General features: G+C 54.6%; 10 protein-coding genes. 6 read left to right on the plus strand and 4 right to left on the minus strand.

Going from position 1 to position 13,084, the window contains the following annotated elements; translation table 11 throughout:
• Positions 1-65 precede the first annotated feature (65 nt).
• Entirely contained in the window at positions 66-1,250 is a 1,185-nt protein-coding gene (locus RHJ80_RS04635; RefSeq protein WP_206201267.1) for a hypothetical protein, read from the plus strand.
• Positions 1,251-1,263: 13 nt separating this feature from the next.
• On the opposite strand, the gene RHJ80_RS04640 is transcribed toward RHJ80_RS04635, so the two are convergent.
• Entirely contained in the window at positions 1,264-2,001 is a 738-nt protein-coding gene (locus tag RHJ80_RS04640; protein ID WP_225901699.1) for a 7-carboxy-7-deazaguanine synthase QueE, read from the minus strand.
• Between the two features lie 156 nt (positions 2,002-2,157).
• Here RHJ80_RS04640 and RHJ80_RS04645 point away from each other — a divergent pair, with 156 nt between their 5' ends.
• From RHJ80_RS04645 to coaE, 3 genes are all read left to right on the plus strand, one after another.
• Positions 2,158-3,081 carry a DUF928 domain-containing protein gene (locus RHJ80_RS04645; protein WP_206201269.1) on the plus strand — a complete coding sequence of 308 codons (924 nt, stop codon included), beginning with the start codon at positions 2,158-2,160 and terminating at the stop codon, positions 3,079-3,081.
• 99 nt (positions 3,082-3,180) lie between these two features.
• On the plus strand, positions 3,181-3,744 hold the full coding sequence (locus RHJ80_RS04650) for an FxLYD domain-containing protein (protein WP_206201270.1): 564 nt from the start codon (positions 3,181-3,183) through the stop codon (positions 3,742-3,744).
• Positions 3,737-4,348, plus strand: a complete 612-nt coding sequence (gene coaE, locus RHJ80_RS04655; RefSeq protein WP_310801565.1) for a dephospho-CoA kinase — start codon at positions 3,737-3,739, stop codon at positions 4,346-4,348. The genes RHJ80_RS04650 and coaE overlap by 8 nt, the downstream gene beginning before the upstream one ends.
• On the opposite strand, the gene RHJ80_RS04660 is transcribed toward coaE, so the two are convergent.
• On the minus strand, positions 4,319-6,511 hold the full coding sequence (locus tag RHJ80_RS04660; protein ID WP_310801566.1) for an ATP-binding protein: 2,193 nt from the start codon (positions 6,509-6,511) through the stop codon (positions 4,319-4,321). The genes coaE and RHJ80_RS04660 overlap by 30 nt on opposite strands.
• Positions 6,512-6,669: 158 nt before the next feature.
• Here RHJ80_RS04660 and cobN point away from each other — a divergent pair, with 158 nt between their 5' ends.
• Entirely contained in the window at positions 6,670-10,347 is a 3,678-nt protein-coding gene (gene cobN, locus RHJ80_RS04665; protein ID WP_310437872.1) for a cobaltochelatase subunit CobN, read from the plus strand.
• Positions 10,348-10,357: 10 nt separating this feature from the next.
• Here cobN and RHJ80_RS04670 read toward each other — a convergent pair whose 3' ends face one another.
• Complete coding sequence (locus tag RHJ80_RS04670; RefSeq protein ID WP_302677817.1) at positions 10,358-10,900, minus strand: biotin transporter BioY; 543 nt, start codon at positions 10,898-10,900, stop codon at positions 10,358-10,360.
• Between the two features lie 74 nt (positions 10,901-10,974).
• Positions 10,975-11,349 (minus strand): FHA domain-containing protein, encoded by a 375-nt coding sequence (locus RHJ80_RS04675; protein WP_206201274.1) that lies wholly within the window; start codon positions 11,347-11,349, stop codon positions 10,975-10,977.
• Positions 11,350-11,646: 297 nt separating this feature from the next.
• Here RHJ80_RS04675 and RHJ80_RS04680 point away from each other — a divergent pair, with 297 nt between their 5' ends.
• Positions 11,647-12,981, plus strand: coding sequence for an HlyD family efflux transporter periplasmic adaptor subunit (locus tag RHJ80_RS04680; protein ID WP_310801567.1), 1,335 nt, complete (start codon positions 11,647-11,649; stop codon positions 12,979-12,981).
• The last annotated feature ends 103 nt before the right edge of the window (positions 12,982-13,084 follow it).

Here is a 13,084-nt window from a genome sequence, read left to right on the forward strand (position 1 = left end):
GCCTTAACCCCCACCTGCGATGCGAGGATTAGGGAGTGCAGGCTAAACATGTTCAAGGTCTGCTTATGCGTTTCTATTGGCTGAGTGCGGCAAGTTGTCTGAGTCTGATGTTTTTGGCAGTGGGCTGTCAAGCGGCAACGGTTCCCTCAGCACCAGTAGAAGCATCTGCAACGGTTACAACGTCCCCTGTGGCTGTATCTCCCCTGTACACCGTGCTGGATGAGTTTGGCCAGCCCCAGTTTCAAGTGGATGGGCGGAACCTGTTTCGCGATCGCCCCCTGCCCGCCCACCGCATTAGCACCGCCCCGATGAAGCTGCTGCAAGTGTTGCGTAGCACTCGCCAGTATTTTCAAGACTTTAGGGAAACAGACCCCATTACCCAGCGGGAGGGCATTCTGGCGATTCAGGGGGTGACGCTGCCCCAAGTCCTCGACACCCTAGACTTTATGATTGCGACGCTCACGGAGGATATTAGTCGCAAGCGCCCAATTCGTTTGCAAGACCCCGCATTTATTAATCGGCACTTTCGCGTCATTCAATGGCTGCCCCACAACCCCCGCAATCCGCATCAAACTAAGGAATTGCGCCTCACCAACTATGCGGTATTTACCCATCGCGGATCACGCACCCGCACAGAGACGTACAATACGGCGCTTTATGCTCTGCCGCCCCGTGTTCCCGATCAACCCGAGGACTTATTTTATAAGCAACTGACAAAGCAACAGGTACTGGAAGGGATTTTTGAACCGGGTGGCTCCCTCTATGGACGGGTGAAGCCTTTGGCCTACTTGACGAGGAGAGGGCTTGAGGATGCCCTGATGCAGGGGACGATTCTGGTGCAATTTACCGATGGCACTGAAGCCTTTTTCAATGTGGATCGCAATAATGATATTCCCTTCGTCAAGGGGGTTGATCCCTACGAGCAGCGACGCTACTGGTATTTTCGTGAAGTCCCTTTCCTTAAGGGCTATGGCAGCACCATTGAAAACAAAATCAATACCCAACCTGAGGTGACCTTTGCGGGGGATGTCTGGAATATCGGTCTTGGGCGAGTCATTGTGGTTGAAGATACCCAAGGCGGTCAGCCTAAACTGCGCCTCGGCGTGATTGCCGATACGGGGGGAGCCTTTATGCCCAATCTCTATCAGTTGGACTTTCTAGCGGGAATTTTTCCAGACCGTGCTACCTACCAAGCGGCTGCCCGTCGCATCCCCAATTATGTCCGTGCGTACATTTTGATTAAAAAGTAATTAAAAAATACCCCTAGCGCTGGCCGAGATATTTATGGGTTTGGGGGACGACGCGCACTTGGGTCAGCTGTGCCTTCAATTGCGCTTGCCACCTGAGGAGTTGTTCCGGGGTGGGTGGGGGGGTACAGCGACCGGTACCTACGGGCGTTACAGGTTGGAGAAAGACCGGGATATGGGGATTGACGCTGGCCACAAGGGTAGCGAGGCGGTCTAAATCAGCAGGATCCGTTGTTTGGGAAATAATCACTTTGCAAAAGACCTCGACAGGGGCGCGATCGCACAGGCGCAAAAAGGCTTCATGGGCTGACCAATGGCACTCACCACTGACGCTGGGGAGCTTAATGTCCATGCCGACACTATCGAGATAGGGAAGAATTTGCTCCAGTGCTTCTGGATGGTGTCCGCCAGTTTCAAGGTAGAGGGGCAGGGAGCTATGGGCTTTGAGGAGGGGCAAAAATAGTGCCAGTGTTGCAGCATGGAGCAGCGGTTCGCCGCCGGTGAGACTAATACTGTCGTGGATGGGGGGAGTATTGAGCTGCTGTACGGCTTCGAGAATATGGGCGGCAGTGACGGGATTGGGTACGGTTTGAAAGTAGCGATCGCCCGCTTGTGCTTCAATTAGGGCATGGGGGGGAACAAACCATGTGTGGGCACTGTCACAATAGGTGCAGCGGAGATCACAACCCGCCAAGCGAATAAAAATTTGCCGACACCCCACATTAGCGCCTTCCCCTTGAATCGCTGAGAACATCTCCACCAAGGGAAGCGTGATCGGCGCAAGGGAGGAATGATTGCTCGTTTGCTGCTCTTTTACGGAAATCACAGGGGATGTGCAAGCCTGATCACAATCGGGTTTTCTTTCCGATAGTACCTTAAAGATAGTTAGCATGTTCAGTAGGTAAGTGCTATGTCTACCCACCGTTTTGGCCTTTCGTGGCTGCTTGTCGGTACCTTGGCAATGGGGATGGGTGCCCTGCCAGTTATTTTGCCATCGTTACCTGCTGTTGGCCAAACTTCCCCTAGCGAAGCCAGTGAGTTCGATCGCTACATGCAGCGGGGGTATCAACTCACCGCCAAACGCGACTATCCATCCGCCTTGGTGAATTTCCGCCGTGCCCTCAGTCTGCGCCCCGGTAACCGCTATGCCCTCACAGCGATTAGTAATGTCGAGGCCTATATTGCTCGCGATCGCTACGCTGCCCAATCGAGTAATCGTCTCACCTTTGTACCCTCAAATCGCGGCATGCCAGGGCAACGGATCGCAGGCGCCACCCGCTTTGGGGAATGTACCCAAGGCTCTCTGACAAAAATTGTTGCTCTTGTGCCCGATAACAACTTGGGGATGACCGCTGCGGCCAATCCCAGTCTCTTTTTCTTTGTTCCCCAAAGCACGGCCAAATCGGCGGAACTGATGCTGCTCTCAGAAGCTGGCGATCTGCTCCTCACCCAACAAGTGCCCCTGAATGGTAAAGCCGGCATTTTACCTGTGACAGTGGATGCCAGTAAGGCGAAGCTACAACCGGGGCAAAAATACCAGTGGATCTTCTCCCTCACCTGTAAGTCCAATGAACCCGATGCCAATCCCTTTGTGACGGGCTGGATTGAGCGGGCTGAGCTGGACAGCAACCTTGCCCAGGTAATTACCACCATGCCGCCAGCCGATCGCCTGCCCCTTTTGGCCACTAGTCAACTCTGGAACGATACCTTGGCAACCCTTGTGGAGTTGCAGCAAAGCAATCCCAATGACGCTGCCATCAAACAGCAGTGGCAAGATGTGCTCAAGAGTGCCGGTATTGATCCCCAAATTGTTAATATGCCGCTGTTGCGATAGCTGCCCCTGTGCCGATATTGAGGGCGGTTGGCTGACCCCAAACCCCACATCAAGTTGCAGTAGGATGGAGAGTAGGCTGCATTGACAGGAGCGTGCGCCATGCTAAAGATAACTCGATCGCCATTTCCCCTTTGGCTAACCAGTATTGTGCTTCTTGGAGCGATCGCCCCCCTCCCTGCCTTGGCACAGCGGGCTGCGGGCGACATTGTGATTATTGGCAACTCTCCCTATGAGTGGGGACGCAATCAACGCTACTGGAATCATTTGCTCAACCTTTCTGGCGCAACGGCAGCCGCTTCTACGCCAACACCATCAGAGACGCCCCAAGAAGTCGATCCCAAAGTGCTGGAACAACAGCTCCTACGCAATATCCGCGTGGGGCAGCCGCAGCTTCAACCTGTACTGAAGTTACCAGGCTCTTCAGTGGTGACCGGTACCGTGACGAACAATAACCGCCAACCGGTAACGATTCAATCCGTTAACTATGAGGTCGTGGGGCCTAATGGCCAAATTCTACAAACGGGTGCAGCAACACCAGAACCGGCAACTGTTGGTCCCGGTCAGACAGTGACCTATCAACAAATGCTCCCCACTGTGCCAGCGGATATTGGGGCACGGGTGCGCTTAATGCAGCCAGCGGTGCGGCTCCAAGGGGGTGTCTAGACCGCTTCGCCTCGGTATCACGGGGGGAATTGCCTGCGGTAAATCGGTGGTGGCTGCCTATTTGCAGCAGCAGTATGGTGTGCCTATTGTCGATGCCGACCAGTTAGCGCGGCAGGCGGTTGCCGTCGGAACGCCCATTTATCAAGCGATTCTCGATCGCTATGGTGTTGAGATTTGCCGTGATGATGGCAGCCTCGATCGCTCCCGTTTAGGGGAAATTGTCTTTGCCCAACCCCAAGAGCGCCACTGGCTAGAAGCGCAAATTCACCCTTGGGTTATTGCCCAGATGCAGCAAGCCATTCAAGCATGTGATCAGCCCCTGCTGACCCTCGTGATTCCCCTATTGTTCGAAGCCCACCTCGAAGGGTTAGTGGATCAGATTTGGGTCGTTGCCACCACACCTGCACAGCAGTTAGCTCGCCTTCAGCAGCGCGATCGCCTCTCTGGAAAGGCAGCCGCCCAACGCCTCGCTAGTCAATTGCCCCTAGAGGAAAAAATTCGGCGGGCAGATACAGTGCTCTGGAATACTGGTTCTCTTGAGGAACTTTACCGTCAAGTGGATCAAGCCTTTTCCCTACTGGGCAGGGATCGCAAGGGAAGTTAGCCCCATCGTTACCTGTTGCAGAAAACTTTCTGGATGAATGGGCAGAGAAATGTGGCGATCGGCCCCCCGATAAGGGCGCTCTGATCCCAAAATAAAAATCTTCAGTTGCTCAGGGGTACAGCGTTGCCGCAATTGATCTACAAGCTCCTGCAAATCCCCAGAGCTAAAGGGTTCTGCCAAAAGAACGGCAATGGGAGTCAGTGCCAGCAACCGTTCCACTTCACCATCGACGAGCCAAATCACCTGATAGCCTGCGGTCGTCAAAATAGAACAGATCAGTGTGGCAGTGGCCTCATCCTCACTCACAAGCACAATTCGCCCCTCAGGTTCGACCAGTACATCCGTTGTGGCGAGGGGCGGCACATCCAATTTGACTTTGGTCGGCTCCAAGAGGGTGTCCGTAGAGGTTGCAGGTAAGCCAACGGTGAAGGTGCTGCCTTTGCCTTCAGTGGACTCAACTTCAATCCAGCCATTGTGCAGATCCACCCATTGCTTGGTGAGGGCTAAGCCGAGACCAGCGCCGGTATAGGCACGGCCAAAGGAGCTATCCAACTGCTGAAACTTCTGAAAGAGCAAGGGTTGCAGGTGCGCAGGGATGCCGATGCCATTGTCCTGCACTTGGAAAATCAGTTCATCCTCTTTCCACCATGCCCGCAGAATCACTTCCCCCATCGCAGGCGTGAACTTAATGGCATTACTGAGCAGGTTAATGAGAATTTGCTGGATGCGGCGGTAGTCTCCCCAAAAGCGATCGCGACTTGGCGGGATCATCAGTTGATGCTGCAAGTGAATTTGATGGCGCTGGGCTTGGGATTTGACCACTTCGAGGCAGTCGGTACAGAGTTGTCGAATCGAAAAGGCACTGTAATGCAGCCGCGATCGCCCCAATTCCGCTTGGGAGAGATCAAGAATGCTGTTAATTAACTCCAGCAGGTGCGTGCCACTCTCATGGATAATTTCCAAATACTCCCGCTGTTTTTCCGTTAGCGGACCGAGGGGCCAGCGCAAGAGGGTGGCCGAAACCCCAATCACACAGGTGAGGGGCGTGCGCAACTCATGACTCATGGTGGCCAAAAAGTCATTCTTAATCCGATGGGCGGCTTCCATGGCACTCAGGGCTTCCCGCAGGGCTTGGGTGCGTTCATTCACGCGCTGTTCAAGGGTAGCCTTTTGCTGTTGCAGCTCGCTGTAGAGTTGCGCTTGGTAAATGGCAATACTCAGGTGTTGACTCAAATGGGTCAAAAACTCAACTTCTTGGGGTTGCCATTGGCGGGGGCGATCGCACTGGTGGGCAATGAGCACTCCCCAAAGTTTTTCTTGAACAATGATTGGCACAATTAGCCAGGCCTTGATCTGCCAGCGGACGGCAAAGGCCTGTAGGCAGGGAACCTCTTGATAAAATTCGTCAATGTCACTGACTGTGATGGTTTGGCCACGACTGAGACGCTGATAGCTACTGCTGGGTAGGGCAGACCACTGCCAGCAGTCATCCCAGAGCCCAAGAACCGACGGAATTCCGCCATGGCGGCAAGATTCGTAGGCAATTTGCCCCTGCAATTGACCAGTAGAATTGTAAAACTGTCCCACCAGTAGCCGATCGGCACCTAAAAATTCGCGAATCCGATCCACTGCCATCTTCAACAGTTCTGGTAGCTCCAGACTTTGGCGAATTTGGGTGGTGACCTGATGCAGCAGGCGCTCTTTGGCCTGTCGTTCGCTCAAGGCAGCAGTGACAAGGGGGGCACAATTTTGACACTGCTGAGCCATGTCTTCGCTGAGCACATTCATCAGCGAAAGGGCCAAGTCGGCGGGCAACGTTTGGTCTTTGGCGGTCAAGGGAATCAACTGCTGCAAAACTGAGCGGATCAGGGAACGCTGGCCTAGGGGTGTCTGGCTGCGAATTTTGCGCAGAAAGCGAGCGATCGCCACCGGCTCAGTGAGGATTTTCACCCGATAGGCACTCATCTGCGGTACGGTTTCTGCCTGCAACAGCAGCGCAAAGGTCTCTGCCACGACGACGAGAAAAGGGGCATCGGCAGACGCTATCACCTCTTCACGGGTAAGGACAGTTGCGCCGCGATGGCTAGCTTCTGCGAGCAGGACTGTGGCGATTCGCTCGTAGAAAAATGCTGGTAAAATTCGATCAAAGACGGGCTGGCGCATAGTTTTTGAAGTTCAATCCTTGATCGGTTCATCACAGAAAGTGGCATTGCCATGCGGGTTGCGATCGCTAGAGGCTTTTCCCATTAATTTCTGTTGTAGCGGCTCAAGGGGGACAGGGGGGAAAACCCACCAGTTTCTTTAATGATTGTTGTCAACGCATGCATCGAATTCTTACATTAAATGATCTGACTGTTGCCACAGATAACAGCGATGTTGCATTTCTACAGCAAAGCAGTGCTCCCGTTATTATTTTAACGGCAGCGGATACGGATATTGCCCTGCTGGCTCAAGCCTACAAGCAGCTACCCGAGAACTTTCCCCCTCTACGCTTGGCGAATTTACTGCATTTACAAGCAGCAGCAGCCATTGATGACTATGGCGATCGCGTCCTAGCCAAGGCCGACGTGGTCGTGATTCGCCTTTTGGGGGGACGGGGCTATTGGAGCTATGGCCTAGAGGTGGCGCAGCAAATGGTGAGCGATCGCGGTGGGCAGTTGATCTTATTGCCGGGGGACGATCGCCCCGACTTAGAACTCATGAGCCTCTCCAGTTGGCCGCTGGCCCAAGTTGATCGCCTCTGGCAATACTTCCGCGAGGGCGGACAGGAAAATATTCAGCGTGCCCTAGAGTTCATTGGCCACTACGGTTGCGGTTGGGGTCAGCCCCCCCCACCCCCCCAAAGGATTCCCCGCTGGGGCAGCTATCCGATTGCGGGGCAGATAGCCAGCGACTGGCCGCAGGTGGGGATTCTCTTTTACCGTGCCCATTACTTAGCGGGCAATACGGCGGTGATGGATGCCCTCGCTCAGGCCTTGCTGCAGCGGCAATTGGCACCTGTCCCCCTGTTTGTCTCCTCGCTGCAAGATCTAGACATTCAACGGGAACTGCTGGCGGCATGGCGGGGCAAGGTGGAATTGATTCTCAATACGACGGGGTTCGCGATCGCCAAGCCCAAGGAGGTCAACTTTTGGCAGCAATTGGATGTCCCCGTGCTACAGGTCATTCTCAGCAGCAACACCCACGAGACTTGGCAACACCATCCCCAAGGACTGACGCCCCGCGACCTTGCCATGCACGTCGTCCTGCCGGAGGTGGATGGCCGCATCATTACCCGTGCGGTGTCCTTTAAGGCGGTGTCGCAAATTCAAACAGATGTGGAAACCACCGTGACCACCTATGCCCCGGCGGGCGATCGCCTGCACTGGGTCAGTGATCTGGCAGCCAACTGGCTGAAACTGCGCCACAAAGCCCCCCATGAGCGCCGCATTGCCCTGATTTTAGCCAACTATCCCTGCCGCGATGGTCGTCTTGCCAATGGCGTCGGTCTCGACACCCCCAACAGTACGGTGGCACTCCTGAAGGCATTGCAGCAGGCTGGCTATGATCTGGGTACTGACCCGTTGCCCAAGGATGGCGATGCCCTGATCCACCACCTCAGCCGCTACCGCACCAACGACCCCGAAGGCAATCACTGGCGGCAGCCCCGCTACACCCTTCCCCTTGAGGCCTACCAGCACTATTTTCAGAACCTACCAAGGGCAGTACAGGCGGCCATTAACGAACGCTGGCCGTCGCCCACCACAGACCTCCCCATTGCTGGTGACTGTTGGGGCAACATTTTTGTCGGTGTCCAACCCAGTCGGGGCTACGATCGCGACCCCAGTTTGAATTACCATGCCCCCGATTTGGAACCCACCCCAGCGTATCTCGCCTTTTACTTTTGGCTGCGCCATGTTTTTGGGGTGGATGCGATTGTCCATGTCGGCAAGCACGGCAATCTAGAATGGCTCCCTGGCAAAGGCATTGCCCTCAGTGACACCTGTTTTCCCGAAATTGCCCTTGGCCCTGTCCCCCACTTTTACCCCTTCATTGTCAACGATCCCGGTGAAGGTGCCCAAGCCAAACGCCGTGCTCAAGCAGTGATTTTGGATCATCTGACTCCCCCCCTCACCCGTGCTGAGCTGTACGGTGGTCTAGAGACCCTCAGCCACTACATTGAGGAATACTACGCCGCTGAGCAGTTCGATCGCCCCCGTTTGAGTGTGCTGCGGCAGCAGATTGAAGCCCTCGTCAAAGAACTCGATCTCGATCAAGAAATTGGTGCCCCCAATCCTGAGGAAACCTGGACGGCGTGGCTAGCGCGCACCGATGGCTACCTCTGTGATCTGCGGGATGCCCAGATTCGCGATGGCCTGCATATTCTTGGCCAATGCCCTCAGGGACGGCAGTTGCGAGATCTGATGGTGGCGATCGCCCGCAGTCCCAGTGGCCAGCACATGGGTCTCACTCGTGCCTTAGCAAAGGATCAAGGGGTTGATTTAGATCCCCTGACCGCTAACCCAACCGATCCAAGTCCTGTACCTAGATACCGTTCCGTTGGTGAGTGGCAGCATGCCCTCGAGGAAACCGCGGCAAAACTGGTGGAGGACTTACTGAAGGGCACCCCTGATCTCCCCTGTGGCCGTGCAACTCAGCAGGTACTGGATTGGATTCGTACGGTGCTCTACCCTGCCCTGCAACAGACCCGCCAAGAAATTGACCACTTTCTCCATGGCCTCAATGGCGGCTATGTTCCCAGTGGCGCTGCCGGTGCCCCCAGTCGTGGTCGTCCGGATGTCCTACCCACCGGACGGAATTTCTATGCAGTGGATTTGCGAGCGGTACCGACGGAAGCTGCTTGGGCATTGGCGGAGCGATCGGCGGCAGCCCTCATCGAACGCTATTGTCAAGAGCAGGGAGAATTTCCCCGTACCCTAGGTCTTTCGGTATGGGGAACCGCAACCATGCGCACCGGGGGCGACGATATTGCCCAAGCCCTTGCCCTGTTGGGGGTACGCCCTGTCTGGGAGGGCGCCTCGCGGCGGGTGGTGGATTTGGAGGTGATTCCCCTGTCGCTGTTGGGACGACCGCGTGTGGATGTCATGCTGCGGATTTCTGGCTTTTTCCGCGATGCCTTTCCCAACCTGATTGCTCTTTTTGATGAAGCGGTGCAGCGGGTGAGCCAGTTGGATGAACCTGCGGATCAAAATCCCTTGGCAGCCCAAGTGGCCAAAGAAACGGCCTATTGGCAACAGCAGGGTCTCTCCCTGAATCAAGCTCAGGAACGGGCACGCTTTCGCATCTTTGGTTCCAAGCCCGGTGCCTATGGGGCGGGACTCCAAGGACTGATCGAAGCCCAAAACTGGCAGGGGGATGACGATCTTGCCCGCGCCTATATTCACTGGAGTAGCTATGCCTACACCGGCGAAGCCCACAGCCACAATGCAGCGGAAGCCCTAGAGCAGCGGCTGAGTCAATTGCAAGTGGTGCTGCAAAACCAAGACAACCGCGAGCATGATCTATTGGACTCCGATGATTATTACCAGTTTCAGGGGGGCTTGACCGTTGCCGTGCGATCGCGATCGGGGCAGCAGCCCACGGTTTACTTTGGCGATCACTCACGGCCAGAGCAGCCGAAAATTCGCACCCTCCAAGAGGAACTGCTGCGAGTCTATCGCTCCCGCGTCATTAATCCCAAATGGCTAGCCGGCATCAAGCGCCATGGCTACAAAGGTGCCTTTGAAATGGCCGCCACAGTGGATTATCTCTTTGGCTATGCCGCTACGGCTCGCTGTGTGCCCGATTATGTGTTTACAGGCATTACTCAGACCTATTTGCTTGATAGCGAAATGCAAGCCTTTGTGGCGCAGCATAATCCTTGGGCACTGCGGGACATGGCCGAGCGACTCCTCGAAGCTGCCCAGCGTCAACTGTGGCAAGCACCGGATCCGCAGATCCTAGACCGCCTGCGAGCGATCGCCCTAGAGGCCGAAGGTTTAATTGAAGGCAAATTTTAATGGTTTAGCTTTAATACAGCAAAATCAAGCGCAACACCCGCGCGATCGCTGCCACCAAGCAGACAATCACCAACTGCCCTGGCAAGGCAAAAAGCGAATACTGCTCTAGTAGCTCCACCAAGGGTTGACTCAACTGCCCTGCAAGAGCCAGACCACTGAGGTAGAGGGCACCGCAGACATGAATGAGCACCAGTCCCCCTAGGCCACTCAAAGCAAGCCATTCTAAACTCACTCGCTTTTGGGGGCGAAAAGCCAGCCAACCACAGACCCAAGCCCCCGGCACAAAACCCAAGAGGTAACCGAATGTCGGTTCACGCCAGTAGTCCAGACCTCCCCCTTGGGAAAACACCTGAAACCCGCTGAGACCCAGAATCAGATAAGCCACCTGAGAGAGGGCGGCGGCTTGCCGTCCCCCCATGCAGCCCACTAGAAGAACCGCCGCAACTTGATAGGAGACGGGTAACCCATACACGGGAACGGCGGCCCATGAACTGGGCAAAACAAATTGCCCTTCCTCATTGAGGAGGTTGGGGAGGGCGATCGCCGCCTCCATGAAGGTTCCAGCCACTGTCAGCAGGAGGCCTAAAATGGCCCACAAAAATTCATCGAGGGGTGACAGGTTGGTTCTCAAGAGCACTGCAACACATTAGGCGGGACAGACGGGGTCGGACTTGTATAGTGAAACGCGAGATCCGTATCCCCCATCATAATAAGGTCTCCATGGTATAAGACTCGCTCCTCCGACAGGGGTGTACCGTTAATTAATGTGCCATTGCGACTATTGTTGTCACGGATCAGGTACACTAGGGCATTGCCCCGAGGGCGTAGTTCAATAGTTGCCTGATGTCGGGAAATATAGGGGTCGTGAATAATAATGTCACAGTCGCTGGCGCGGCCAATTTTCCAGAACGCCTTTCCTGCGAGGTGATACTTGCCGACCACCGTACCTTGGGAGCGCACAATTAGCCATGCTTGTTTGTCAACGTCTGGAAGGTGGGTCATAGGGGTCTGCCACGGATACTTTTATCATACGTACTCTATCCATACTTTTGGGGCGGGCTAAGGCTCTGAAAACCTGTGGTAATCGAAGATTGGATGTCTGTCAGCTTCAGTAGTTGTACGGATAACAAAAGGTTAGTGAGTATGTTTAGATGAAGCTAGTAAAAAAATATTCAAGACTCTTTAAGGTTCAATTGTGAGGGAAACATGAGGCGTTTTTAGCACAAAGCTTTTACCTGTCAATTATGCAAAATAGCTGGGCGATTTTATTCACTTTAATTGACTTGTTGTGAGTTTTCTATGAAAAAGCCAGCTTCAGATTCTGCATCTAGTTTAAGCCAAGTCTCCCCTTTGACGGAGATTAAAAATCAGGTTGTACCGACTCAGCAACTGAAGCTACGGCGATCGCTCCTTGCCAATTTGTTAGTGTTCGCAGCCGGGTGTGGCATCCTTGCCTTTGCAGGGGTGTTTCTCTACCAACATTTGACAACGGTTCGCAGTCGTGATGCGGTCATTAATGGCGTCATTGTGAATGTGCGGGCTCCGGAGGAAGGAACCCTCCAGCAACTGAGGGCAAAGGTGGGGCAATTTATCAAGCCAGCGGAGGAGACGCCCCTAGCCGTGCTAGAAAATGACTACCTTAGCCAAGGCGACCTCAAGGAAGTTGAAAAATGGCTCGAACGGCGGCAGGGTGAACTAGAAGCCGCTCAGGCAAAACTGGCTCAGTTGCAGGGACTCCTCGCCTCTGCCCAAGGGGATGAACGCCATCAACAGCTGCTTGAGGTGAAACAAACCAATCGCCAAGTGGCGGCTGCCCAAGCGGAACTAGGGGCTGCTAGAGCGAATCTGGCTGATGCCAAGGCACGCTATCAACTCGCAAAAATTAACTACCAGCGCTTTAGCCAGTTGGCGCAGCAGGGAGCGGTACCCCAAGCCCAAGCAGATGCGGCTCTAACGGAATTGCAGCAAAGCCAAGCGCAAGTGGCTGCTCGCCAACGGGAAGTGGAGGCTGCCGCTGATAGGGTAGAGGCGCTCAAGGCCGATGCCCGTGCCGCTGAATTGGGACTGACCCTGCGCAACACTCGCAGTAATTATGACCCCCGCCTGCGGCTTCAGGAGCTAAAAATTCAGATTAGCGAACAGCAGGCGATCGTCCAAGGGCTGAAACGGGAAATTGCGGCTCAACAGCGACAGGTTGCCCAAGCCCGGCAGGAGGTTGCTCAGCGCAAGGTGGTGAAGGTAACGGCTCCCATTGCCGGCTATGTCTGGCGGGTGGATGCCCGTCCGGGGATGTTTCTCGGCAAAGGGGATCAAATTTTGCAGTTATTGGATTGTCAACGGCGCTGGATTGATGTGTTTGTAGAGGAACAGTCCCTGCGGCTAATCCACCCCGGTACCAAGGCCAAAATTGAACTCTATGGCAGCAAAGGCAAGGTGGTTTGGGGCACAGTCACCAACATTCGCTCTGGCTTGGGTCGCCTCAACCCCGGCGACGATCAGGTCATTCCCATTCCCGAAAACTATCCACGTCAAAGCCAAGTGCGCGTTGAATTAGACGCTGATCAAGACTGGGGCGAAGGCAATTTCTGTTATGTGGGCTACACCGCACGAGTGACCTTTCAAATTTCCCCCTAAGCTTTTATAGCTATCCTAAACAATGCTCAATCCTTCATAGTTGCCTTTTATCTGGGCAATAAGGGATATTGATGCAACTTTATTCTTGACCCTGTGAAGTGCA

It is taken from the genome of Thermosynechococcus sp. QS41 (genome assembly GCF_031583515.1).
Lineage (GTDB): Bacteria > Cyanobacteriota > Cyanobacteriia > Thermosynechococcales > Thermosynechococcaceae > Thermosynechococcus.